Here is a 23,692-nt window from a genome sequence, read left to right as displayed (position 1 = left end):
TTCACCTAATCATTTAAATTTTTATAAGCATTATTTACAATTTCACTTGCATCAAAATTTTCATTATTTTTATCAGAATTTGATAGATATATTAAAAATTCAATATTGCCGCTTGTACCCTTTATTGGAGAATTTGTCAAAGCTAAAATATTTAAGTTCAATTTTTTTGCAAGTTCAATTATTTTTTCAATAACTTCGATATGTACCCTTTTATCCTTTACAATTCCGCCCTTGCCAACCTTTCCCTTTCCTGCTTCAAATTGTGGCTTTATTAATGCGACAATTTCGCCCTTTTCTCCGCAAATTTCCTTCGCAATGGGTAACACAAGTTCAAGGGAAATAAAGGAAACGTCTATGGAAATAAAATCTACTTCTTCAGAAATTAATTCTGTGTCAAAATATCTAATATTAGTTCGTTCAAGAGATACAACTCTATCGTCCATTCTAAGTTTATAATCAAGTTGATTGTAACCAACGTCAATGGCATAAACTTTTTTTGCACCATGCTTTAACATACAATGTGTAAAACCACCAGTTGATGCACCAATATCAACACACACAGAATCTTTTAGGTCTATTTCGTAATCGTCAATCATCTTCTCTAGCTTATGACCTCCTCTTGAGACGAAGGTATCTTCTAATCCCTTAATATATATTTTTACATCATCTTTTAATTGTGTTCCTGGCTTTTCCACTCTTTCAGTGCCAATAAAAACCTTGCCTTCCATTATTAATCTCTTGGCTTTTTCTCGTGAATCAATTAAACCCTTTTCAACTAATAATACATCTGCACGTGTTTTTGCCATTATCTGCTCCTGTTTATTAACTTCGCAACAAAACTTTTTAGCAAGTTGTCTTTAAGTTCAAGGTCTTCTAAGGCATCATAAGAAATCTTCGTTAATTCAATAATTTCACTCTTTAGTTCCTCTTTACTCTTGAAGTAAAGCATATTTATTTCACCACAATTTGGATCCTTGTCTTCATCAAGAAGGTCATCTTCAAATTGATATGCAATACCAATGGATTCGCCAAACTTAGAAAGCTTTGTGATATTATCTGCTTCTACACCTGCGATTATGCCTCCAACTACAATAGAAGCCCTTATAAGAGCAGCTGTCTTTAGCTTGTACATATTTTCGCAAATTTCTTCTGTATAATCTGAAACATTAAAATCTATATCAATAGTTTGTCCGCCAATCATTCCATTTACGCCAGTTGCATTGTAAATATATTTCATTGCCCTTATTGCAAGTTTTAGATCTTTGCTATCTTCAATATTTTCAATATGTCTTAAAAGAGTTTCCATGGACATATTTAAAAGTCCATCTCCCGCTAAAATTGCAATTCCTTCAGTGTAAACTTTGTGATTCGTTGGCTTTTCTCTTCTAAAATCATCATTATCCATTGCTGGAAGATCGTCATGAATTAGAGAATAAGTATGTATCATTTCAATTGCAGCAGCAAAAGGAAGAATTTTATCTAAACTATCATCTGAAAATTCGCAAAAAGTCAAAAGAGTTAACATCGGTCTAATTCTCTTTCCGCCAGAAAATAGTGAATATTTCATGGAATCAATGACTTTATGTTGTGAGCTTTCGTCGTATTCAAGCAAAGAACTCAAATAATTATTAAATTTTTCAAGTAAACTATCTATATCTGTCATCTTTATTGTCCTCAATATATTTAGAATTTTCTTCTGCAATAGTTTTAATCTTTCCTTCGTAGGCCTTTAATGTATTGTTCAAATACTTATATAGTTCAATGCCTTCTTCGTATTTTTTTATGGAATCTTCGAGACTAATGTCCTCAGACTCAAGTTCCTTTATAATTTTTTCAAGTTCCCTAAAAGAACTTTCATAATCCCTTTGCATTTAATCCCTCATTTTCACTTTTTGAACCTTTGATTTCACACTACCGTCCTTAAATTTTAGAGAAATAATTTCTCCAATCTTAACATTTTTAGCAGAATTTAGCTCTAAACCATCTTCTGTCAAAATCTCAACTTTATTAATCTTCTCATAGGCTGAATTTAGTCTTATATTCAAAAAATTTAGCCTTTCTTTTTCTTTTTTTAATCTCTCTTCTAAATCGTAATCTAAAATAAATTTTCCATAATCATTAAATTTGTCAATTTTATCCTTTATTTGCGATTTAAAATAATAATTTAAAAGTTTTTTGTTAAAGTTTAAATTTTCTCTATCTTTACCGAGCTTAGAATTTAATTTTACAGAAATATTTTTAAGTTTATAAGAGTAATTTTCTATTTTCTTTGACTTGTTGAGCTTGAAGTTTTGCAAATAAAATCTTTTATTTTGAAGACCATAGCAATAATTTTGTAAAATCTTTTTTATAGAATTGTTTAGTAAAGTTTCTCTATACAAAAGATTTCGAGTCATGAAATTTATCTTGTGAACTTGATTTTCTAGAGAAATATTTTTGTATAAATTAATAAGTTTTATATGACTGTAACTAATTCTTCTCTCCATTAAATTATTTAAATCAGATAGTTTTTTAGATAGTTGCGATAAAATTTCATCTTCACTAATTGTCGCAAGTTCAGCTGCATTCGTAGGCGTAGCTGCCCTAAGATCCGATACAAAATCACATATAGTGTAGTCAATTTCGTGTCCTACCGCAGAAATAACTGGAATTTTTGACGCAAAAATTTCTCTCGCAAGACTTTCGTCATTAAAAGCAAATAAGTCTTCAAAACTTCCTCCACCACGAGCAATTATTATAGTGTCTACTTTATTAACTTCATTAAAATATTTTACACCACGAATTAAATTACAACTAGCTACATCACCTTGAACAAGACTTGGAAAAACATAAATATCACAGGTTTTATTCCTTTTTCTAAAAAGATTTACAACATCTTTTATAGCTGCACCACTTGTAGAAGTAATTATCCCAATAGAAGACGGATACTTCTTGATTTTTTTCTTGTGAGAAGCATCAAAAAGTCCCTCATCCTTTAATTTTTCCTTTAGTTTCAAATATTTTTGATAGAGATTTCCCTCTCCATCTAACTCGATTTCAGTTGCATACAAAAAAATCCTGCCACTTCTCTCGTAATAAGTAACAGTCCCCTTTGCCATTACCTTAACACCGTCGAAGAATTCAATGTTTACATCATCTTGACTTGTCATTGCATCAATTCGTGCAAACTTATCTTTTAAAGAAAAGTAAATATTCCCATTGTTATGAATGTTTAAATTAGTAACCTCGCCAGTAATTGTAATATCTCTTAAGATATAATCCATTGAAATCAGCTTTTTGATGTAATTATTCAGTTCACTTACATTAAAAGCAATCTTTGCCAAATTAAAAACTCCTGTAAATAGTTCCCAAAATTCCATTAATAAATTTAGGTGAATCGTCGGAACTATATAGCCTTGCAATTTCAACAGCTTCATTAATAGAAACCTCTGGTGGAATGTCCTCTTTATATAAAAATTCATAAACAGCAATCCTTAAAATTTGCCTATCCACCTTTGCAAGCCTAGCCATAGTCCAACCCTTTAAATTCTTTTCAATTGTTTCATCAACAATATCAAGTTTTTCTAAAATATCTGGTATAACTCTATTGATGTAGTCAGATTCATCACCTAAGAAGTGATTGTTTTCCATAAATAAATTTAAATTTTCTAGAGAAAAATCATTATTTATATCCATGGAAAACAATGCCTGCATTGCACCTATTCTCGCTTTTTTTCTGCTCATTTTACATTCGTCTTTTCAGAATTTTTAACAGCGATGCCTGATATATGAACATTTACCTCAACAACATCAAAGTCAGTCATGTTTTCAATGGCTTCCTTAACTTGCGCTTGCACCCTTTCAGAAACCTCAACAATTTTTATTCCGTACTCAATAGTAATATATACATCTACAATAGTTTCTCTTTCACCAATATTAACCTTGACTCCTCTATTGAAGTTTTTTGTATTTAAAATGTCCGTAACTTGAGACTTAAAATTAGATCCAACTTTTACAACACCATCAACACTTTCAGCTGCAACAGACGCAACTGTAGCAATGACATCTTCAGAAATTTTAACTTTGCCTTCAGCCTCATTACCATTAACAAGATATTTATTATCCACTATTACACCTCCAAATTAACTAAAATAATTATACCAAATACTTTTTATATTATCAATTTATTGCACTTTGCCACAATTTTTTAAAGTTGTAAAGTTTTCCCCTTTATAAAATAAAAGATGGTTCAAAAAATTTTTACAATAAAAAGCCTGTGGGCTAATATTTTACATCTACTAAATATAGTCCACAGGCTGGTGCTGTTGGTCCAGCTGCCTTTCTTTTTTTCATTTTCAAGGCTTCTTTCATATATTCAATTTCTCTTTGACCTCTTCCAATTTCAAGAGCTGTACCAGTAACTATGCGTATCATATTTTTTAGAAAGCTCTTAGCGACAAAATCTAAATACAAAAAATCTCCCTCTTCAATTACGTCAATTTTATCAATAGTCCTTATCGAGTCCTTGACCACTGCACCCTTTCCCATAAAAGAATTGAAATCATGTTCTCCTATAAGATAAGATAGAGCCCTTCTCATTCTCTCTGGGTCAACCTTATAGGGGTACTCATAGGCTTTATTTAAAAGTAGAGCATTTCTGTATCTAGATAAATGTACAACATAGCGATATTTTTTTAACTTCGCATCGTATCTTGCGTGAAAATCTTCAGGGACATATTTTGCATCAACAACAGAAACATCTTCTGGTAAATTAAAATTTATAACCTTTGGAAGATTTCCAATGTCAATTGTGGTGTCTGAATAAAAATTTGCATACTGTCCAAGAGCATGAACTCCTCTGTCAGTTCTTCCTGCATAAAAAATTTTTACTTCTTTATTTAAAGTTTTTGCAAGACCCTTATTTAGTTCGCCTTCAACAGTTCTCTCATCTGGTTGCAATTGAAAACCGTGAAAATTTGTGCCGTCATAAGTTATTTTTATTAAAATATTCATAATTTAGAAACCAAAATTATTACTGCATAAAAAATTATATTGCCGACAAAAATAATTACGTCTTTCTTGACAATTTTTGATGCGTTCATTTTCGTCCTGCCATTTCCACCTTTGTAACATCTTGCTTCCATTGCTGTGGCAAGCTCTTCCGCTCTTCTAAAGGAATTTATAAAAAGAGGAACAAGTAATGGAACTAAATTTTTTGCACGCTTTACAATATTTCCCGATTCAAAATCTGCACCTCTCGCCATTTGTGCCTTCATAATCTTGTCAGTTTCTTCAATTAGTGTCGGTATAAATCTAAGGGCAATTGTCATCATCATTGCTATTTCGTGACTTGGCACTCCAATTCTTCTAAAGGGTCTTAATAACGACTCGATCCCATCTGTCAATTCAATTGGAGAGGTAGTATAAGTAAGCAAACTTGTACCAAGAACTAATAAAACAAGTCTTATGCCCATAAATACCGCAAGGTCAATCCCCGCTTGGGAAATTTTTAAAAATCCTAAAGTGTACTTTGCTTCACCTGGTGTGAAAAATAAATTTATTATAAATGTTACAAGAATAATCCATCTCAATGGCTTAAGCCCACGAAAAACTAATCCCATTGGTAATTTTGCCACATAAATAATTAATAATAAATAAATTACCACAGGTATATACATATAAATTGAACCAATAAAAAATAATGAGGCGATGAATAACATCATTGTAAGAATTTTTAATTTTGGATCAAATTTGTGAACCAGTGTTTCCCCAGGAAAGTATTGTCCAATTGTAATATCTTTAAACATGAGAAACACCTCTCAAATATTTTATCAGCGACTCTTTAGCTTCTTCAACTGTTATTGAGTCCTCATTAATGTCCAGTCCCTTTTTCTTCAACGCCCTCATAAGAGATGTAATTTGTGGAATTCCGAGTCCAACGGAAATAAGTTTGTCTTCATTTCTAAAAATTTCTCTTGGATTGGAATCTAAAAATACTTTTCCCTTATCCATTACAATAATTCTTTCCGCAATTTTTGCCACATCTTCCATAGAGTGAGAAACTAGAATAACTGTAATTTTTCTTTTTTCGTGAATACTTTTTATTTCTCCTAAAATTTCATCACGACCTCTTGGATCAAGTCCTGCAGTTGGTTCGTCAAGTATTAAAACCTTTGGTTCCATGGCAAGTACACCAGCTATTGCGACTCTTCTCTTGAGCCCTCCAGAAAGTTCAAAGGGAGATTTGTCTTTATAAGTTTCATATTGAAGACCCACAGAATCCATGGAGGACTTAACTCTTTTTAGAACTTCATCTTCATCTAAATCTAAATTTTTTGGACCAAAGGCAATATCTCTCTCTATGGTTTCTTCAAAAAGTTGATACTCTGGATATTGAAACACTAAACCTATTTTTTTTCTAAGTTCAGTTAAATTAGAGCTAGACTTGTCAACCTTAGTTCCGTCTACAATTATTTCTCCACTGCTTGGCTTCAAAAGACCATTTAAATGTTGAATAAAAGTTGACTTTCCAGATCCAGTATGACCAATTAACCCAATGAACTCATTCTCCTCGATATTTAAATTTAAATTATCTATTGCTATCTTCTCAAAGGGAAGACCCTCACTATAAATATGTGTTAAGTTTTTAATTTCTATAAGTGACATATTTCCTTCACCATTTCTTCGATATTTAAAACCTCTGTTGAAATTTCAATACCTTCTTTTTTTAATTCATATGCAAGTTCCGTTACTTGTGGAACATCCAGACCCAATTTTTTTATTTCCTCGACATGTGAAAAAACTTCTCTAGGATTTCCTCTCAGAACAATATTCCCATCTTCCATTACTATAACTCTATCGCTAATTGCAGCTTCTTCCATATAGTGAGTTATTAAGATGATAGTTTTGTTTTCTTCCTTATTTAATTTAACAAGTGTATCGACTACTTCTCGCCTTCCACTTGGATCAAGCATGGCAGTTGGCTCGTCAAGTATTATATATTTTGGACTCATGGCAAGAATCCCTGCTATGGCAACTCTTTGTTTTTGCCCACCTGATAAAAGATGAGGTGCATTTTTTTTGTAATCACTCATGCCGACATCAAGTAGAGCCTTGTCCACCCTTTTTCTAATTTCTACTGGATCAACTCCAAGATTTTCAGGACCAAAAGCAACTTCATCTTCAACAATTGTCGCAACTAATTGATTGTCAGGATTTTGAAAAACCATGCCCGCATTTCTTCTAATATTCCAAATTTCTTCTTCATTTTTAGTGTTCATCCCATCTACAATTACATCACCTTCGCCTGGAATTAAAAGTCCATTTATAAGCTTGGCAAGAGTTGACTTGCCTGAACCATTATGCCCAAGCAGTGCCACAAACTCGCCCTCATTTATTTCTAAATTAATATTTTTTAAAATTTGCTTTGCATTTTCGTCTTCATAATCGTATTTAAAAGACAGATTTTTTATGCTAATCATTACATCACCTTTACATTAACCCATTATACTTTATAAGTTAACAAAAATCCACATTATTTAACTGAAATATGCTGACTGTTCCCTATGTAAAATCTAAGGGGAAGATCCGCATCCTCTTCCGCATAATCTATCCCAATTCTTTTTGAAGTAATTATATTTTTTACTTTTTCACCATCTTCTATATAAAGATAATCAGGAGATAGAATTTTCCCATTTAAACTTCTATCAATATTAAGAGCTAAAGAAAGTTTTCCCGGTCCATTGCTTATATTTTTTCTTTGATAATTTGAAAGTTCTTTATAACTTTTTCCAAATCTATTAATGGCAAATCCGTCAAAATTTCCTAGAGGTTCAACTGCACGAATTAGCACTGCTTCTGGTTCTCCTTCACTCTTTGTCACAATGTTTAAAAGATTGTACATCCCATAAATTAAATATACATAAATGTGGCCTCCATCCTTATATAGGATTTTATTTCTCTCAGTAATTTTCCCACCATAGCTATGACAAGCTTTGTCATTAAGACCTAAATAAGCTTCAGTTTCCACAATTTTTGCATAGAAAAAATTACCAGAAATATTTCTGATAATTTTCTTTCCTAATAAATTTTTTGCAACTTCAACTGTATCTCTTCTGAAAAAGTCAGTTTCTAGTATTTTTCCATGCATCATATTTTTCTAATTCCTTATCAAACTTCTTTAGGATAAAAGTTAGAACGCTTAAATCATCAAAAAATCCAAAGAATAAAATAAAATCTGGAATAATATCTGCAGGATTTAATAAATATAAAAAACCTGCCACAATTAAAATAATATCTTTCTTCTTTACATCTTTATAGCTTCCATTAGAATAGTCAATTGCTAGACCAAGGGCAAGTTTAAGCTCTCTTGAAATTTTTTTAAATAAGTCCAATTTATTTGTCTTTGATAGGGACTCCCCAACAACTTTATTTAATCTATCTTTATTCTTTAATATTTGGTTGGCATAAGGCATTAACCTTCTTAAAGTTCTATAATAATTCAACTTTTCTTCCCCCTAAGTCAAAATTCACTTTCCCTTTACCCAAAAAATAAATTAATCATTCATCCACGATGAATCCTGTGGATTCTCTCTAAATAATTTTAACTTTTTAATTTCACTTTCCTTAATATAGTCCATTTCGTGAGCAACTTCTATAAGTTCATCAAAATTTGTGAGAGAATCATGACTAAAACCTGAATCTTTGAAATTTTCAACAGCCTTTTTCATATTATATGTGAAAATACTTACTATTCCTAAGACATTATAACCCGCATCTTCTAGCGCCTTTGCAGCCTCAATTGATGAGCCACCAGTTGAAAATAAATCTTCAATTACAACAACTTTTGCACCTTTGATTTTAGCACCCTCAATTTTATTTTGCTTGCCATGATCCTTGTTTGAAGATCTTACAAATCCCATGGGTAGATCCATCTTATCAGCGATAATAGCAGCATGAGGAATGCCTGCAGTTGCAGTTCCCATAATATATTCTACATCAGGATATTTTTCTTTAATTAAATCTACAAGTCCATCTTCAACAACTTTTCTGTCTTCTGGATAAGAAAGTATAAGTCTATTATCGCAATAAATAGGTGACTTTATTCCAGATGCCCAAGTATATGGTCTTTCTGGTGAAAGTGTTACAGCCTTTAATTTTAATAAAATTTTTGCGATTCCTTTCATTGTTCTCCCCCTAAAAAATCTCTTCTTATTTCTTTATATTCTTTTAATGGATCTTCAGCCTTTGTAATAGGTCTTCCAACGACAATATAATCAGAGCCAAGTTCTCGTGCCTTGCTTGGAGTTACAACTCTCTTTTGGTCGTCAGTCCCTTTTACCTTTCTAATTCCAGGAGTAACAGTAATAAAATTTGCTCCTAGATTTTCTTTGATCTTAGGAACTTCAAGTGCAGAACATACTATTCCAGAAAGTTTAGCTTCCTTTGCAAGTTTTGCATAATCGAGAACAACATCTTCAAGCGATTTTTCTCTGTCAATTTTAAGTTCATTGTGCATAACCTCTTCCACAGTAGAAGTTAGCATAGTAACACCAAGAGTAATTAGCTCTGGCTTTTTACTATTAACAACTTCACTTGCTTCAGTTAACATTTTTTTGCCACCAGCAATATGAAAATTAATCATATCAACATCAAGTAAAATAAGAGAATTTGTCGCACCCTTGCAAGTATTAGGAATATCATGTATTTTTAAATCCAAAAATATTTTATGTCCCAGTCTTTTTATTTCTTTAATAATACTTGGCCCTTCCCTATAAAAAAGTTCCATTCCAACCTTTACATAAACTTTTTCATTCTTAAAATTTTTCAAAAAATCAAGAGTTACTTTACTACTTGGAAAATCAAGAGCAATAATTACATCCTTTGCCATTTTAACCTCAGCTTTCTCCTGTTGCCTTTTTTTGCAAGTAGGCATTAATAAAAATATCTAAATCTCCATCCATTACCCTTTCAACATCGCCAACATCTACATTGGTTCTGTGATCTTTTACCATTGTATAGGGTTGGAATACATAGGATCTAATTTGTGAACCCCATGCAATTTGTGAATAATTGCCTTGAAGATCTTCGATTTTTTCTTTTTTTTCTTCTTCAGCAAGAGCAATAAGTTTTGCTTTTAGCATATTCATTGCCTTTTCTCTATTTTGAATTTGACTTCGTTCATTTTGACATTGAACAACAATTCCAGTAGGAATATGTGTAATTCTAACAGCAGAATCAGTAGTATTAACATGTTGTCCACCGGCTCCCGAAGATCTATATGTGTCGATCTTTAACTCTTCTTCCTTTATCTCAACTTCAGTGTCATCATCAAGTTCCGGAAAGACATCCACAGATGAAAAAGAAGTATGCCTTCTCTTATTAGAATCAAAGGGAGAAATTCTCACAAGTCTATGCACGCCCTTTTCACCCTTCAAATATCCATAGGCATTGTCGCCAAAAATTCTAAGAGTAACAGACTTAATTCCAGCTTCGTCTTCCTTTAAAATATCGAGAGTTTCAATTTTAAATCCCTTGTTTTCAGCATATCTAGTATACATTCTAAGAAGCATGCTTGCCCAGTCTTGTGCCTCTGTACCACCTGCACCTGCATGTATAGAAAGAATAGCATTGTGAGAATCATACTCTCCATTTAATAGAGTATTGAGTTTAAAATCAGCAGTCTTCTTTTCAATCTCATCCACCATATCTTGAAAATCTGTATAAGAAGAATAATCATCTTCAATTTCCATAAGGTCAATAAGGTCTTGTGCGTCGACAATTAATTCACTTAACTCATCATATTGATCTATCTTCTTTTGATATAAATTTGTTTCGTTTATAATTTTTTGGGCACTTTCATTGTCATCCCAAAAACCTGGTTCCATTTGTTTTTTATTAAGTTCTACAACCTTTTCTTTAAGAGAATCAATTTCAAGAGATTTTCCCAAAGATTTGGTAGTCTCTTTGGAATTTTCCAGACGCTCCTTATCTAAATAGATATTTTGCTCCATAAAAATCCTCCTTTATTTTGCTTATTTTAGTATAACACAGATGTCTAAATCTCACTATTATTTTTCTATTAAGCGAAAATATTATTTTTTATTTTATATAATTTATAAAAATTTGCATAAAAAAACTACTTAACAATAGTTGAGTAAATTGTGGTTCTATAATAAATAGTGTTGGTGAGAAATCATCAGCACTATTTTTGTATGGAAATGTATAAAAAATAGACATAGAAATCACATTCCTATAAAATATAGTTGCAACCAAATACCAAGGAGTGATTCTATGTCTATTAATAATTATATAAAAGATTTGTTGAATATTAAAGATAAAAATATAGTAATTGATACTGAAAATATTATTGTAAAGAAAGTTAAGTACATAGATACTAAATTTATTGGCTCTATAATATCTGTTGGGGAGTAAATCTCTAACAGATATTTTTATGTAAAAAAAATTGCACTTATACGCATTTAGTCCTAAACTTAAAATAACAACAAACTTTGTTAGGAGGTGCATATAAGTGCAAAATAATAATAACATGAATTTGTTGGGTTTTAAAGATGTAATTTTTGATAGTTTTTGTGAGGATAAGGAATTTGTTCACATTTATGCTTCTGTTACAAAGATGGATACTTGTCCTCACTGTGGTTCTACAAAGATTTGGGTTCATGATCATAGGATTCAAAAGATTAAGGATACTCATATTCATGGTAAGAAATGTCTTATTCATTTAAAGAAGACTAGGTATGATTGTAAGTCTTGTGGTTGTCGTTTTGAAAGAGAACTTGATTTTATTGCTAAGGGTCACACTATGACTTATAGGCTTGTTTTTGCTATTGTTGCTGAATTTAATGAACTTCATTCTAGCTCTTCTATTGCTAGTAGGTATAATGTTTCTTCTAATACTGTTTTGAGAATTTTACATTGTTTATATGTTTCAAGAGCAAAACTTTCAAGTGTATTGTGTATAGATGAGTTTAAAGGTGATAGTGGAAATATTAAGTATCAAACTTCTCTTCTTAATGGTGATAAGCACTCTGTCATTGATATTTTGCCTACTAGGGATAAGAACTTTTTGTTTAAATACTTTAAAAAAGTTCCTAACAAGGAGAGACAAGAAGTTAAGTTTTTTGTAAGTGATATGTCCAATACCTTTAAGTCTGTTAAGAATAGGTTCTTTAAAACTTCTATCCATATTGTTGATAGGTATCACTTCATAAGACAAGTTTCATGGGCTTTAGAGAATGTTAGAAAGAGGATTCAAAAAGATATTTCTTCTAAGCTTAGAAAGTATTTTAAGAGAAGTAGGAGTCTACTTACAAAACCTGCTTCTAATTTAACAACTGAACAAGCTAAAGAAGTTTCTTTAATGCTTGATTTAAACAACGATTTGAAGTTAGCATATAGGTTAAAGGAACTGTTTTACCAATATGTTCTAAGTCAACCCAATAGAGTTAGAGCATCTAAATCTTTAAGGGAATGGATAAGAAGAGCTGAAGAATCTGATTTAAAAGAATTTAAATCTTGTATCACTGCTTTTAATAACTGGTTTGATGAGATATGTAATTCTTTTGATTATCCTTGGTCTAATGGTCCACTTGAAGGTACTCATACTAAGATAAAGACTTTAAAAAGAAATTGTTTTGGTATGAAAAATTTCAATTTGTTTAGAAAGAGAATCATGTTTGCTTGTAAGTAATGATATGAAAATGGGAAAATTTTGCAAAACCCCTAGGGGTTTTGTTTGCTATACCTATTTTTAGTAATTTTTTAGTTATTTTAGTTTTGATATTCTAATAGCGCCTAAGTATTGATTTTTTAATGGAAAGAGAGACTCGAATTAACGAGTCTCCCCAATATTTGACATAGAGCCAATTTATTTATGGAAAATTAACTTATACACCAGAGGTTTGCCCATGTTGCGGTCATGTTAATGAATCTTTTAACATTATAAAATATGGTACTAAGATTTGTAAGATTAAACTTCCTGATGTTTCTAATATACCAACTATTCTTTTTCTAAAAAAGCAAAGATTTTTATGTAAAGAGTGCGGTTCTACCTTTAGTGCTAAAACCAATATAGTTAATGAGTATTCTAATATATCTAATGATGTAAAAAGAAAGATTGCTGTAGATCTTACTAAAATTTCATCCTTTAAGTCTATTGCTGAATCTAATAGTGTAAGCCCTAATACTGTTGTTAGAGTTTTTAAAGAATGGAGTAAATCCTTTAAACAGGACTTTTCTTATCTTCCACCGATACTATCTATAGATGAATTTAAGTCTACTAAAAATGTATCAGGCGCTATGAGCTTTATTTGTACCAATTCTATTACTGGTGAGATTATTGATATACTTCCTGATAGGAGACTATTTAAATTAGACACTTATTTTCTAAGATTCCCAAGAAGAGTTAGAGATCAAGTTAAGATTGTTGTTTGTGATATTTACTCTCCCTATATGGAACTTGTTAAAAAGGTTTTTAAAAACGCTTGTATTGTTCTTGATAAGTTTCATATTGTTCAAAATTTTACTCGTGCTTTTAATATGGCAAGAGTTCAACTAATGAAGAAGTTTAAAACAGACTCTCATGAGTATAGGTGTTTAAAAAGGTACTGGAAGTTATTATTGCTTCCTAAGGCTAAGTTAATATCAACACATTTTAAGAGTTTTCCTTGTTTTAAAGGATTTATCTCTCAAAAAGAAATAGTTGAACATATTTTAGATTTTGACTATTCTTTCAGGAAGATTTATGACTTAATCCAAAATATTTTATTTGCTATTAGAGAGAAAAATTTTGACACTTTAAAAACTATTTTGCAGGAATTTAAACCTGATGAGTTTGGGGAAATATATAGAAAAATTAAGACAGCTATAAGTACAGCTATCAAATATTTAGAAAAGATTAAGAATACTTTAAATACTAATTACAACAATGGAAAGGTTGAAGGTATTAACAACAGGATCAAAGTTATTAAGAGAATCTCATATGGCTATCGTTCTTTTGATAATTTTAGATTAAGAATTTTTTTATGTTTTTACCATAAAAAAATATATGGTTTAAGCCATAAGACATAAACCATATATCATTAATTTTTATTCACCAACACTATTTGACAAAGAACCGTTTTCTAGAGGTCTATATCTTTATAAAAATAAAGGCACTGGTCTCCCAATGCCTAAAAAATTATTTTGCTTGTTCTAGAGCGCTATTTGCTGCTTCAACAAATTGATCGTAGCTTTGTGTTGCACCACTTATTGCTTCCACTTCTTCAACTGAACCCCTTTCAGTAAGCTCTTTTCCATATTTTTGAGAAGCTTCAAGAGTCATTTGAGCAGTTTTGTATCCATCCTCTCCAGCTTCTTTTCCGTAATCTTCGCCCTTTTCTTTTCCTTCTTTGTCAAGATTTTTAACAACAGTATCACTTATTTTTCCGTCAGCAACTGTAATAGTAACTTCAACATATCCCCCGTATTTGTCTTCAGAAGATTTTCCTGTATAAGTTCCATCTTTAAGCATTGCTGCTGTTTCAGCTTTTGCATTAGCAGTTGCTTCTACTTTCTTATTGTTTTCCTTTGCCGCATTTTCCTTTGCATTGTTTTTTGCTCCGCCACATCCCACAAGTGTTAGTGACAACATTGCAACTGTAGCCATTGTAAATTTTTTCTTCATAATGTCCTCCTTAATAATAAAATTATATTAACTAACTTGCCAAAATCATTCTAAATTTAAAAACTTTGACAAATCAATTTCTACCAAATTTATACTTCCTCTCGAAATAATTTTCATTTCGCCTGTTAGTTGATAAATCCAATTTGAAATAAAGGGCTCATGTGAAACAAATATATAATTTTCCCCTTTATCTAAGCTTTTTAAAATATCTCTTATTTTTCCACCAGCGAGATATTCCTTGACCTCATAAGTAAAGTCAAGATGTTTTGCTAAAATTTCTGCAGTTTCCTTTGCCCTCTCAAGGGGTGATGAATAAATTTTATAAGATCTTTTATCCTCTAAATTATTTGCAAATACTTTAAAGGATTCTTCCAATTTTCTCTTGCCAATAGTAGTTAGCTTTCTCTTGAAGTCGTCATCTGCATAAATTTCTGCTTCGCCATGTCTTATAAAATAAATTTTCATTTTAAATTGTAAAAGGCATCAAAGCCGGGATAATTTGAAAGATCACCAAGTTCGTCTTCTATTCGGAGAAGTTCGTTGTATTTTGCTACTCTTTCACTTCTTGCTGGTGCTCCAGTTTTTATAAATCCTGCATTAGTTGCAACTGCTAAATCTGCAATTGTTGAGTCTTCACTTTCTCCCGATCTATGAGAAATTATTGCAGTGTAATTATGTCTTTTTGCAAGTTCTATTGCATCTAGTGTTTCTGTGATTGTTCCTATTTGATTTAATTTAATTAAAATTGAGTTTGCAGATTTCTTTTCAATTCCTTCTTGGAGCCTTTTTGTATTTGTAACGAAAAAGTCATCGCCAACTAATTGAACTTTATCTCCAAGAAGTTCTGTAATATGCTTCCAACCATCCCAATCGTCTTCTGCAAGTCCATCTTCTATTGAATAAATTGGATATTCATTTACTAGTTCTTCATAGAACTTTGAAAGCTCTTCTGAACTAAATTCACGGCCTTCGCCTGCAAGGATATATTTTTTCTTATCTACATCATAAAATTCTGAAGCCGCTGCGTCAATTGCAAGTACAATGTCCTTACCTGGTTCATATCCAGCTGCTTTTACTGCTTCAAGTATGCAGTCAAAAGCCCTTTTGTTGGATTCAAGATTTGGTGCAAATCCACCTTCATCTCCAACTCCAGTTGAAAGTCCCTTGTCCTTTAAAACCTTTTTAAGTGCGTGGTAAACCTCTGCTCCCATTCTAAGTGCTTCCTTGAAAGTTTCTGCGCCAATTGGCATGATCATAAATTCTTGTATATCCACATTGTTATCAGCGTGTTCGCCACCATTTATTATATTCATCATTGGAATTGGCATTGTCTTTGAGTTTACTCCGCCAAGATATTGATAAAGTGGGAGTCCTGCTTCATTTGCTGCAGCTTTCGCAACTGCAATTGAAACTCCAAGGATTGCATTTGCTCCAAGTTCTCCCTTGTTTTCAGTTCCGTCAAGTTCTATTAGCATTTTGTCGATTCCAAGTTGATCGAATACATCAAAACAAATTAATTCCTCGGCAATTCTTTCATTTACATTTTTAACAGCTTCTTCAACACCCTTGCCATTATATCTTTCTTCTCCGTCACGAAGTTCAACAGCTTCGTGAACGCCAGTCGATGCACCACTTGGCACAATTGAAGAGCCAAATCCGCCATTAACTGTTCCAATTTCTACTTCAACAGTTGGATTTCCCCTTGAATCAAGAACTTCTCTAGCATAAACATAATCAATTAAACTCATAATTCCTCCTATTTAAAATAAACTTTCGCCAGTCATAAGTTCTGGCTTTTCAATTCCCATGATTTTTAAAATTGTTGGCGAAAGATCACAAAGTGCCCCGCCACTTCTTAGTTTTGCATCTTTATTAAAAAGGAAAAGTGGAACAGGATTTGTGCTATGACTTGTGACAGCATTTCCCTCTTTGTCAATCATATATTCACAATTTCCATGGTCGGCAGTTATTATTGCAACACCATCTTTTTCCTTTAAAACTCTTAAAATTCTGCCTAAATTTGCATCAACTGTTTCCACAGCTTTTATTGCCGCCCTTAAATTTCCTGTGTGTCCAACCATGTCGGGATTTGCAAAGTTTAAAATTATTGCTCCGTATTTATCTTCTTTTAATTTTGCAATTACAGCATCCGTAACTTCATTGGCACTCATTTCAGGTTTTAGATCATAAGTTGCAACCTTTGGGGATGGAATAAGAACTCTGTCTTCCCCTTCAAAGGGCTTTTCTCTTCCACCGTTGAAGAAAAATGTAACATGTGCATATTTTTCTGTCTCTGCAATTCTAAGCTGATTTATTTTATTTTTTTCCAAAATTTCACCCAAAGTGTCCCTTGGGATTTCATCTTTAAAGGCAACAAATTTATTTTTAATATTTTTATCATACTCTGTCATAGTTACAAGAGTCGTATTTATTTTTTCTCTCTCAAATCCTTTAAAGTCATCGTCAACTAAGGCTCTTGTAATTTGTCTAACTCTATCTGGTCTAAAGTTAAAAATTATTATTGAATCCTTTTCTTCAATTTCAGAATTTTTTACGAATTTTGCAGGCAATAAAAATTCATCAGTAATATCTTTATCATAAGAAGATTTTATATAATCTAAAATATTTTCATCTACAAAATCCACCTTTGACACGAGGTTGTCGTAATATCTCTTAATCCTTTCCCATCTGTTGTCACGGTCCATGGCATAAAATCTACCGGAAATTGTAGCAATTTTTCCCTTTCCTATTTTATCTATTTCCTTTTGTAGTTCTTTAATATCTTCTAATGCAGCATGTGGCGATACATCACGACCATCTGTTATTGCGTGGATATAAGTTTTTTCTATTCCTTCCTTTGCCATTAATTTTATAAGAGCCTTCAGATGATCAAAATGTGAGTGAACTCCACCCTTTGACACAAGTCCAATTAAATGAACTTTTGAATTGTTTTTCTTTGCGCTATCAATAGCTCTTTTAAATTCAGGATTTTTAAAAAATTCGCCTGACTTAATCGCCTCAGTTATCTTTGTAAGATTTTGATAAATTATCCTTCCTGCACCTATATTTAAATGTCCAACTTCAGAGTTTCCCATTTGTCCATGAGGAAGACCTACATATTCTTCGCTAGCAAAAATTTCTGTATGAGGTGAATTTTTATAAAGCTCGTCAAGAGTAGGAGTCTTTGCAAGTTTTACTGCATTTCCTATTTTAGATTCATTTATCCCAAACCCATCCAAAATTATCAGCATAGTTGGCTTCATAAATTTTCACCACACTTTATTATTTCAATGAAATCATTGACATCAAGGCTTGCGCCTCCAACAAGGACTCCGTCAATATTTTCTTTTGCCAAAATTTCTTTTGCATTAGATGGTTTTACAGATCCGCCGTATAAAATTCTAATTTCTTTAGAAATTTCTCCATAATTTTTATTTATAATTTCTCGAATTTCTCTACACATCTTTTCTGCATCTTCAGGAGAACAAGTTTTTCCAGTGCCAATTGCCCAAATTGGTTCATAGGCAATGGCAATATTTTTAAGATTTTCTACACCACTAAGGGAATTTAGCAGTTCATTTTTTACAAAATCTAATTCTTTATTTTCTTCTTTTATTTCAAGAGATTCACCAAGGCAAAGAATAACAAATAAATTATCAGAAAGGGCTCTTTTTATCTTTGCATTTACAATCTCATCGCTTTCCAAAAATTTTTCTCGTCTTTCAGAATGACCGATGATTACATTCCTAACTCCAATATCTTTGAGCATGTTAGTCGAAACTTCACCAGTAAAGGCTCCATCGTCAAATTCAGAAACATTTTGTGCAGCTACTTCAATTTTATCTTTTACACTTTTTTTAAAACTTTCGAGAGAAACAAAGCTTGGTGCAATAAGAACATCTACATTTTCAAATTCAAAATCATTTATTTTATTTGCAAATGCAAGAGCCTCACTAGAAGTTTTATTCATCTTCCAATTTCCACAAATATATTTTCTTCTCATGCTTCTTCAACTGCCTCAATACCAGGAAGCTTTTTACCTTCAAGCATTTTAAGACTTGCGCCACCACCAGTTGAAATGTGAGTTAATCTATCTGCAACACCAGCCTTTTCAACTGCAGAAACAGAATCTCCCCCACCAACAATTACTGTTGCATCAAGATTTGCTAAGATTTTTGCAAGTTCAATAGTTCCATGAGAAAATTCTTCTATTTCAAAAACTCCACAAGGTCCATTTAGTACAACTGTCTTTGCATCTCTTATAGCTGCTTCAATATCTTTTAAGCTCTCGCTTCCAATATCTAGGATCATGTCACCTTCACTTACATCTTCTACATTCTTCAAAGTCCCCTTTACATTTTCAGAAAGCTCTGGAGCAACAATTACATCTCTTGGCAAAATTAAATCTACGCTCTTGTCAATTGCCTTTACCATAAATTCTCTAGCAAGGTCTAGTTTATCATCTTCAACTAAAGATTTACCAACTTCAAGCCCTTTTGACTTTAAGAAAGTATTCGCCATAGCACCAACAATTACAAGCACATCAACTTTTTCTAGCAAATTTTCAATTGCACCAATTTTGTCAGAAACCTTCGATCCTCCAAGAATTGCAGCAAAGGGCTTTTCTGGATTTTTAAGAGCATCGTCAAAATATTTTATTTCTTTTTCAACTAAAAATCCCACACAAGATGGTAAAAATTTAGTAACACCAACATTTGAAGCATGAGTTCTGTGCGCTATTCCAAAGGCATCATTTACAAAAATATCTCCAAGAGAAGCAAGTTTTTTTGCAAAATCAACGTCATTCTTTTCTTCGCCCTCTACAAATCTAAGATTTTCAAGAAGAGCTATTTCACCCTTTTTAAGTTTTTTAACTTCTTCAAGAACCTTTTCGTCAACAATTTCCCTTGAAGCAATGAATTTAACATCCTTCTTTAAAAGTTCAGAAGCTCTTTTTGCCACTGGTTCAAGAGAAAATTCTTCTTTGTATTCACCCTTAGGCCTTCCAAGGTGGCTCATAAGCACAACTTTTGCACCCTTTTCTATTAAATAATTAATAGTAGGAATGACTTTTACAATTCTATCCTCTCCATTAACTTTGCCAGCCTTTAGTGGAACATTAAAATCAACTCTAACTAATGCAGTTTTATCATTAAAATCAAAATCCCTAATAGTCTTTTTCACATTACACCTCTTACTTTTGATTTCTCATTAAAATTATCAATTAAATTATACCATAAATTAAAAAGAGTTTATATTTGTAGAATAGTTTAATATTTATAATTTATCGTGAAGTATAATTTCATAAATGTATTATTAATAGAATGTAAAATACTTGACTTTTTGATTTATTTTATCGTACTATATTAAACAAATAAATCGTTGAATTATATGTAGTTTTTTGCTAATAATTTAAGTAATAATTAAGTCGTTATAAATTTTTTAATTTTATTAAAAGGAAGATGAAAAATATGTTTCATAATATTAAACGATATAAAAACAGAGACATTTTATTTGGATAAAAACGCTAATTTGTATTTTAAATTAAGGGAGGTTAGAAGGGGTAATTTATGAAAATGCAAATATTAAAATTTCTTACATTAATTCATCCTCACTATCTTTTTAATATTATTGAAATATTACTTTTAATTTTAATATTAAATAAATTAAAAGAGTTGTTTAAGGAGATGTGATTTTATGGAAAAATATTCTGAAAGTGTACGAATTCTTACGAGTCTAATTCCCTATACTGTTTTGCATGTTATCAAGATTGTTTTATTAGTTAAAATATTAAATCTTTTAAAACACTTTAAAAATCAATAAAATTTTTAACATAAAAAAGGAACTGCGATCTTTAAATCAGTTCCTTTTCCTTTATTAATATAATTTTGCCCCTGCTGGGATATTGTCGTCTAACATCACTAGGTTTAGTAGTTCTTCTCCATCATAATCGCATATTGCTGACAATAGCATACCACAAGATTCTTCGCCCATCATTTTTCTTGGAGGAAGATTTGTAATTGCCAATAATGTTTTTCCTACTAATTCTTCTGCTGAGTAGAAGTTTTTAATACCTGATAGAATTGTTCTTTTCTTTTCAGAACCATCATCTAATGTAAATTTCAATAGTTTTTTTGACTTTGGAACTTCTTCGCAGTTCTTAACTTTTACAACTCTAAAATCAGATTTTGAGAAAGTATCAAAGTCAACATAATCTTCAAAAAGTGGTTCAACTTTTACTTTTGAAAGGTCAAGTTTTATTTTTGATTTTTCATCTGCTGCTTTATTTTCATTTATTTCTGCAACTTCTTTTCCTATTGGTTTCATTGTTGGGAATAAAAGAACATCTCTTATGCTAGGTTGGTCTGTCAAAAGTACTACCATTCTGTCAACGCCAATCCCAAGTCCTCCTGTTGGTGGAAGACCTACTTCAATTGCATTGATGAAATCTGAATCCATTGGATGTGCTTCATCGTCTCCTGCTTCTTTTTCTGCAACTTGTGCTTCAAATCTTTCTCTTTGGTCAATTGGATCGTTAAGTTCAGAAAAGGCATTGGCAAATTCCCAAGTGTTGATAAAAGCTTCAAACCTTTGTGTAAGTCTTGGATCCTTTGGATTTCTCTTTGCAAGTGGAGAAACTTCTACTGGGTGACCAATTACAAATGTTGGCTCAACAAGATGTTCTTCACAGAATTCTTCAAACATTTCAGAAAGAAGCTTGCCCCAAGTATCATTTTCAGAAACTTCAAGTCCCTTTTCTCTAGCGATTTCTCTTGCCTTTTCATCTGTATCAATTTTGTTAAAGTCTACATCTGCATATTTTTTAACTGCATCGATCATCGTTATTCTCTTCCAAGGTGCCTTTAGTGAAATTTCTGTACCTTGATAATTTATTGTATCTGTGCCAAGAACTTCTGTTGCAACATATTCAAATAAATTTTCAGTTATCCTCATCATTTCTTCGTAATCAACATAGGCTTGATAGAGTTCAATATTTGTAAATTCAGGATTGTGTTTTGGATCCATTCCTTCATTTCTAAACATCTTGCCCATTTCATAAACTTTTTCAAATCCACCTACTATTAATCTCTTTAAGAATAATTCATTGGCAATCCTAAGTTGCATATCGATGTCAAGGGTATTGTGATGAGTGTAGAAAGGTCTAGCATTTGCTCCACCTGCCACAGTTCCAAGTATTGGAGTTTCAACTTCTAAAAATCCCCTATTATCTAAAAATTCTCTAATTTTTTTTATGATTTTATTTCTCTTAATAAATACATCTTTTACTTCTGGATTTACAATTAGATCCACATATCTTTGTCTATATCTTAGGTCAGGATCCTTTAGTCCGTGGAATTTTTCTGGAAGAATTTGAAGTGATTTTGAAAGCAAAGTTAAGTCAGTTGCACGAACAGTAATTTCACCAGCTTCTGTCTTAAATACAACTCCCTTTACTCCAACTATATCTCCAATATCTAATCCCTTAACTTCCTCATATTTATCCTCAAGGACATCCTTTCTTGCAAATACTTGGATAGTTCCCACTGAATCTCTAATGTCTAAAAAACAAATTTTGCCATGGCGTCTTTTGCTCATTACACGACCAGCAATGGATACTTCTCTCTCTTCATCTTCATTAAATCCTTCTTTGATATCCTTTGAATGAGCAGTTACATCATAAGTTTCCTTTACAAAGGGATCTTTACCTTCACTTTTTAATTCCTCAAGCTTTTGCCTTTTTAACAAAAGCATCTCATTTAGATTTGCATCTTCTGTCTTTTTCACAAATTGCCTCCTAAATAGTTATTCCACAAATTTCGTACCTAATAATTCCATCTGGAACTTCAACTTCAACTACATCGCCAACATGATTGCCAATTAATTTTGACCCAACTGGTGACTCGTTTGAAATTTTTCCTTCAAGAGGATCTGCTTCCGCTGAACCAACAATTGTGTATTCGTCTTCTTCCATTGTATCAACTTCTCTAACTCTTACGCTAGAACCAATGTTGACAACTTCTGTATTTAAGTCTTTTTCATCTATAATTTTTGCATTGCGAACCATCATTTCAAGTTTTGCAATTCTCTCTTCAACTTGTGCTTGTTCGTTTTTAGCTTCGTCATATTCAGAATTTTCTGAAAGATCGCCATAGCCTAAAGCTACTTTAATTCTTTCAGAAACTTCTTTTCTTCTAACTGTTTTTAAATACTCAATTTCATTTTCGATTTTTTCTAAACCTTCCGGTGTGAAAAATATATCCTTTGCCAAAATTCTCTCTCCTCAATATATAAAAAATAAGGCGTCAGCCGCCCTTAACAAAAACCTTTTAATCTAAGCTATTATAGTCGAAACTTCTTTAAATGTCAAGAATTTAAAGTTTTCGAGAATTTGTTTAGTCTTTTTCTTCAAAATAAAAAATCTCTGCAATATTAAATTATATTGCAGAGTAAATTTCATTCTTTATTTTCAATTTTTTCTTTTTTTACCTTACGCTTTTCTTGAGTGTAATATATTGCATTATCTATTACGCAAGCACAAATAAATAAGTCATATATTTCATGGTATGTTAAGTCTTCCAAAAAAGTATTATCATTTAATCCTGCCAAAAAATAATCAAATATCAAAATCATTAAAAGAATTATCAAAATTAGTAGAAAAATTAAAAATGGTATTCTCTTTATAATATTTTTCTTATGATTTAAAATAAATACAATAATCCATAAGAATTTAAAAATTTCTAATAACATATGATTAGTTCCAAAACCTATAGTCAGCATCTATTAAATACCATTTGCCATAGCCTTCATATTCACCATATTGGTATCTTTCTGTGAGATATAAACTAACTCCTGTATGATATCTAGCTAGTTCTGAAAAAATAAATCCCAATAAAAAACATAAAAATCTTTTTTCCATAAATATTTGCTCCTAATTCTTTTCATTTAAACTATGTAACAAATTAAATAAAAATTCAGTTATCCATCGAAATCACCGCCAATATCACTTTACTATTTATTTTTCTCTTTAAT

At 31.5% G+C, this 23,692-nt stretch carries 28 protein-coding genes; 3 read left to right on the top strand and 25 right to left on the bottom strand.

Going from position 1 to position 23,692, the window contains the following annotated elements; genetic code table 11:
- Nucleotides 1–5: 5 nt before the first annotated feature.
- From BIV18_RS09075 to prfB, 15 genes are all read right to left on the bottom strand, one after another.
- On the bottom strand, nt 6–806 hold the full coding sequence (locus tag BIV18_RS09075) for a TlyA family RNA methyltransferase (protein WP_075660280.1): 801 nt from the start codon (nt 804–806) through the stop codon (nt 6–8).
- Nucleotides 806–1,663, bottom strand: coding sequence for a polyprenyl synthetase family protein (locus tag BIV18_RS09070; protein WP_075660279.1), 858 nt, complete (start codon nt 1,661–1,663; stop codon nt 806–808). The genes BIV18_RS09075 and BIV18_RS09070 overlap by 1 nt, the downstream gene beginning before the upstream one ends.
- A complete protein-coding gene (gene xseB / locus BIV18_RS09065; RefSeq protein ID WP_075660278.1) occupies nt 1,647–1,871 on the bottom strand; it encodes an exodeoxyribonuclease VII small subunit in 225 nt (74 codons plus the stop codon). Before xseB ends, BIV18_RS09070 begins: the two co-directional genes overlap by 17 nt.
- Nucleotides 1,872–3,323, bottom strand: coding sequence for an exodeoxyribonuclease VII large subunit (gene xseA / locus BIV18_RS09060; RefSeq protein WP_075660277.1), 1,452 nt, complete (start codon nt 3,321–3,323; stop codon nt 1,872–1,874). It abuts the gene before it with no gap.
- Between the two features lies 1 nt (nt 3,324).
- Nucleotides 3,325–3,723 (bottom strand): transcription antitermination factor NusB, encoded by a 399-nt coding sequence (gene nusB, locus BIV18_RS09055; protein WP_075660276.1) that lies wholly within the window; start codon nt 3,721–3,723, stop codon nt 3,325–3,327.
- On the bottom strand, nt 3,720–4,106 hold the full coding sequence (locus BIV18_RS09050) for an Asp23/Gls24 family envelope stress response protein (RefSeq protein WP_075660275.1): 387 nt from the start codon (nt 4,104–4,106) through the stop codon (nt 3,720–3,722). Before BIV18_RS09050 ends, nusB begins: the two co-directional genes overlap by 4 nt.
- A gap of 154 nt (nt 4,107–4,260) precedes the next feature.
- On the bottom strand, nt 4,261–4,992 hold the full coding sequence (truA, locus tag BIV18_RS09045; RefSeq protein ID WP_075660274.1) for a tRNA pseudouridine(38-40) synthase TruA: 732 nt from the start codon (nt 4,990–4,992) through the stop codon (nt 4,261–4,263).
- On the bottom strand, nt 4,989–5,786 hold the full coding sequence (locus BIV18_RS09040) for an energy-coupling factor transporter transmembrane component T family protein (RefSeq protein WP_075660273.1): 798 nt from the start codon (nt 5,784–5,786) through the stop codon (nt 4,989–4,991). Before BIV18_RS09040 ends, truA begins: the two co-directional genes overlap by 4 nt.
- Entirely contained in the window at nt 5,779–6,645 is an 867-nt protein-coding gene (locus BIV18_RS09035; protein ID WP_075660272.1) for an energy-coupling factor transporter ATPase, read from the bottom strand. Before BIV18_RS09035 ends, BIV18_RS09040 begins: the two co-directional genes overlap by 8 nt.
- Nucleotides 6,633–7,460 (bottom strand): energy-coupling factor transporter ATPase, encoded by an 828-nt coding sequence (locus BIV18_RS09030; RefSeq protein ID WP_075660271.1) that lies wholly within the window; start codon nt 7,458–7,460, stop codon nt 6,633–6,635. Before BIV18_RS09030 ends, BIV18_RS09035 begins: the two co-directional genes overlap by 13 nt.
- 53 nt (nt 7,461–7,513) lie before the next feature.
- Nucleotides 7,514–8,128, bottom strand: a complete 615-nt coding sequence (locus BIV18_RS09025; protein WP_083635583.1) for a DNA-3-methyladenine glycosylase — start codon at nt 8,126–8,128, stop codon at nt 7,514–7,516.
- On the bottom strand, nt 8,103–8,483 hold the full coding sequence (locus BIV18_RS09020) for a YkvA family protein (protein ID WP_075660270.1): 381 nt from the start codon (nt 8,481–8,483) through the stop codon (nt 8,103–8,105). The genes BIV18_RS09025 and BIV18_RS09020 overlap by 26 nt, the downstream gene beginning before the upstream one ends.
- Before the next feature lie 51 nt (nt 8,484–8,534).
- Entirely contained in the window at nt 8,535–9,164 is a 630-nt protein-coding gene (gene pyrE / locus BIV18_RS09015; RefSeq protein ID WP_075660269.1) for an orotate phosphoribosyltransferase, read from the bottom strand.
- A complete protein-coding gene (gene pyrF / locus BIV18_RS09010; protein WP_075660268.1) occupies nt 9,161–9,868 on the bottom strand; it encodes an orotidine-5'-phosphate decarboxylase in 708 nt (235 codons plus the stop codon). The genes pyrE and pyrF overlap by 4 nt, the downstream gene beginning before the upstream one ends.
- Nucleotides 9,869–9,875: 7 nt before the next feature.
- Nucleotides 9,876–10,991 carry a peptide chain release factor 2 gene (gene prfB / locus BIV18_RS09005; protein ID WP_075660267.1) on the bottom strand — a complete coding sequence of 372 codons (1,116 nt, stop codon included), beginning with the start codon at nt 10,989–10,991 and terminating at the stop codon, nt 9,876–9,878.
- Between the two features lie 280 nt (nt 10,992–11,271).
- On the opposite strand from prfB, the gene BIV18_RS10690 reads away from it, so the two are divergent.
- From BIV18_RS10690 to BIV18_RS10555, 3 genes are all read left to right on the top strand, one after another.
- A complete protein-coding gene (locus tag BIV18_RS10690; RefSeq protein WP_178385790.1) occupies nt 11,272–11,412 on the top strand; it encodes a hypothetical protein in 141 nt (46 codons plus the stop codon).
- A gap of 115 nt (nt 11,413–11,527) precedes the next feature.
- Nucleotides 11,528–12,688, top strand: a complete 1,161-nt coding sequence (locus BIV18_RS09000; protein ID WP_083635506.1) for an ISL3 family transposase — start codon at nt 11,528–11,530, stop codon at nt 12,686–12,688.
- 179 nt (nt 12,689–12,867) lie between these two features.
- Nucleotides 12,868–14,067: an ISL3 family transposase gene (locus BIV18_RS10555; RefSeq protein WP_075660266.1), complete on the top strand. Its 1,200-nt coding sequence runs from the start codon at nt 12,868–12,870 to the stop codon at nt 14,065–14,067.
- Between the two features lie 109 nt (nt 14,068–14,176).
- On the opposite strand, the gene BIV18_RS08990 is transcribed toward BIV18_RS10555, so the two are convergent.
- From BIV18_RS08990 to BIV18_RS10685, 10 genes are all read right to left on the bottom strand, one after another.
- Nucleotides 14,177–14,662, bottom strand: a complete 486-nt coding sequence (locus BIV18_RS08990; protein ID WP_083635569.1) for an FMN-binding protein — start codon at nt 14,660–14,662, stop codon at nt 14,177–14,179.
- Between the two features lie 45 nt (nt 14,663–14,707).
- The gene (locus BIV18_RS08985; protein ID WP_075660265.1) at nt 14,708–15,127 is read right to left on the bottom strand and encodes a SixA phosphatase family protein; all 420 of its coding nucleotides are present in this window, start codon (nt 15,125–15,127) and stop codon (nt 14,708–14,710) included.
- Nucleotides 15,124–16,410 (bottom strand): phosphopyruvate hydratase, encoded by a 1,287-nt coding sequence (gene eno, locus BIV18_RS08980; RefSeq protein ID WP_075660264.1) that lies wholly within the window; start codon nt 16,408–16,410, stop codon nt 15,124–15,126. Before eno ends, BIV18_RS08985 begins: the two co-directional genes overlap by 4 nt.
- Before the next feature lie 12 nt (nt 16,411–16,422).
- Nucleotides 16,423–17,925, bottom strand: coding sequence for a 2,3-bisphosphoglycerate-independent phosphoglycerate mutase (gene gpmI, locus BIV18_RS08975; protein WP_075660263.1), 1,503 nt, complete (start codon nt 17,923–17,925; stop codon nt 16,423–16,425).
- Entirely contained in the window at nt 17,922–18,665 is a 744-nt protein-coding gene (gene tpiA, locus BIV18_RS08970; protein WP_075660262.1) for a triose-phosphate isomerase, read from the bottom strand. The genes gpmI and tpiA overlap by 4 nt, the downstream gene beginning before the upstream one ends.
- On the bottom strand, nt 18,662–19,846 hold the full coding sequence (locus BIV18_RS08965; protein ID WP_075660261.1) for a phosphoglycerate kinase: 1,185 nt from the start codon (nt 19,844–19,846) through the stop codon (nt 18,662–18,664). Before BIV18_RS08965 ends, tpiA begins: the two co-directional genes overlap by 4 nt.
- A 693-nt stretch (nt 19,847–20,539) precedes the next feature.
- Nucleotides 20,540–22,414 carry a lysine--tRNA ligase gene (lysS, locus tag BIV18_RS08960; RefSeq protein WP_178385800.1) on the bottom strand — a complete coding sequence of 625 codons (1,875 nt, stop codon included), beginning with the start codon at nt 22,412–22,414 and terminating at the stop codon, nt 20,540–20,542.
- Between the two features lie 43 nt (nt 22,415–22,457).
- On the bottom strand, nt 22,458–22,931 hold the full coding sequence (gene greA, locus BIV18_RS08955; protein WP_075660259.1) for a transcription elongation factor GreA: 474 nt from the start codon (nt 22,929–22,931) through the stop codon (nt 22,458–22,460).
- Between the two features lie 185 nt (nt 22,932–23,116).
- The gene (locus BIV18_RS08950) at nt 23,117–23,410 is read right to left on the bottom strand and encodes a hypothetical protein (protein ID WP_075660258.1); all 294 of its coding nucleotides are present in this window, start codon (nt 23,408–23,410) and stop codon (nt 23,117–23,119) included.
- Nucleotides 23,411–23,414: 4 nt separating this feature from the next.
- Nucleotides 23,415–23,579: a hypothetical protein gene (locus BIV18_RS10685; protein ID WP_178385789.1), complete on the bottom strand. Its 165-nt coding sequence runs from the start codon at nt 23,577–23,579 to the stop codon at nt 23,415–23,417.
- Nucleotides 23,580–23,692: the final 113 nt, after the last annotated feature.

The organism is Peptoniphilus grossensis (assembly GCF_001940285.1).
GTDB lineage: Bacteria > Bacillota > Clostridia > Tissierellales > Peptoniphilaceae > Peptoniphilus_A > Peptoniphilus_A faecalis.
Note: the sequence above shows the minus strand (reverse complement) of the source record. Positions and strands in the feature narration are given on the sequence as shown.

What these genes read in the sequence shown, in the direction of transcription:
- truA (WP_075660274.1), bottom strand. Translation starts at nt 4,992, where the DNA reads ATGAATATTTTAATAAAAATAACTTATGACGGCACAAATTTTCACGGT.
- BIV18_RS08950 (WP_075660258.1), bottom strand. Translation starts at nt 23,410, where the DNA reads ATGTTATTAGAAATTTTTAAATTCTTATGGATTATTGTATTTATTTTA.
- BIV18_RS10690 (WP_178385790.1), top strand. Translation starts at nt 11,272, where the DNA reads ATGTCTATTAATAATTATATAAAAGATTTGTTGAATATTAAAGATAAA.
- BIV18_RS09030 (WP_075660271.1), bottom strand. Translation starts at nt 7,460, where the DNA reads ATGATTAGCATAAAAAATCTGTCTTTTAAATACGATTATGAAGACGAA.
- BIV18_RS08990 (WP_083635569.1), bottom strand. Translation starts at nt 14,662, where the DNA reads ATGAAGAAAAAATTTACAATGGCTACAGTTGCAATGTTGTCACTAACA.
- lysS (WP_178385800.1), bottom strand. Translation starts at nt 22,414, where the DNA reads ATGCTTTTGTTAAAAAGGCAAAAGCTTGAGGAATTAAAAAGTGAAGGT.
- eno (WP_075660264.1), bottom strand. Translation starts at nt 16,410, where the DNA reads ATGAGTTTAATTGATTATGTTTATGCTAGAGAAGTTCTTGATTCAAGG.
- pyrE (WP_075660269.1), bottom strand. Translation starts at nt 9,164, where the DNA reads ATGAAAGGAATCGCAAAAATTTTATTAAAATTAAAGGCTGTAACACTT.
- BIV18_RS10685 (WP_178385789.1), bottom strand. Translation starts at nt 23,579, where the DNA reads ATGGAAAAAAGATTTTTATGTTTTTTATTGGGATTTATTTTTTCAGAA.
- BIV18_RS09025 (WP_083635583.1), bottom strand. Translation starts at nt 8,128, where the DNA reads ATGCATGGAAAAATACTAGAAACTGACTTTTTCAGAAGAGATACAGTT.
- BIV18_RS09070 (WP_075660279.1), bottom strand. Translation starts at nt 1,663, where the DNA reads ATGACAGATATAGATAGTTTACTTGAAAAATTTAATAATTATTTGAGT.
- BIV18_RS08985 (WP_075660265.1), bottom strand. Translation starts at nt 15,127, where the DNA reads ATGAAAATTTATTTTATAAGACATGGCGAAGCAGAAATTTATGCAGAT.
- BIV18_RS09040 (WP_075660273.1), bottom strand. Translation starts at nt 5,786, where the DNA reads ATGTTTAAAGATATTACAATTGGACAATACTTTCCTGGGGAAACACTG.
- pyrF (WP_075660268.1), bottom strand. Translation starts at nt 9,868, where the DNA reads ATGGCAAAGGATGTAATTATTGCTCTTGATTTTCCAAGTAGTAAAGTA.
- tpiA (WP_075660262.1), bottom strand. Translation starts at nt 18,665, where the DNA reads ATGAGAAGAAAATATATTTGTGGAAATTGGAAGATGAATAAAACTTCT.
- BIV18_RS09075 (WP_075660280.1), bottom strand. Translation starts at nt 806, where the DNA reads ATGGCAAAAACACGTGCAGATGTATTATTAGTTGAAAAGGGTTTAATT.
- prfB (WP_075660267.1), bottom strand. Translation starts at nt 10,991, where the DNA reads ATGGAGCAAAATATCTATTTAGATAAGGAGCGTCTGGAAAATTCCAAA.
- BIV18_RS09035 (WP_075660272.1), bottom strand. Translation starts at nt 6,645, where the DNA reads ATGTCACTTATAGAAATTAAAAACTTAACACATATTTATAGTGAGGGT.
- nusB (WP_075660276.1), bottom strand. Translation starts at nt 3,723, where the DNA reads ATGAGCAGAAAAAAAGCGAGAATAGGTGCAATGCAGGCATTGTTTTCC.
- BIV18_RS09000 (WP_083635506.1), top strand. Translation starts at nt 11,528, where the DNA reads ATGAATTTGTTGGGTTTTAAAGATGTAATTTTTGATAGTTTTTGTGAG.
- gpmI (WP_075660263.1), bottom strand. Translation starts at nt 17,925, where the DNA reads ATGAAGCCAACTATGCTGATAATTTTGGATGGGTTTGGGATAAATGAA.
- xseB (WP_075660278.1), bottom strand. Translation starts at nt 1,871, where the DNA reads ATGCAAAGGGATTATGAAAGTTCTTTTAGGGAACTTGAAAAAATTATA.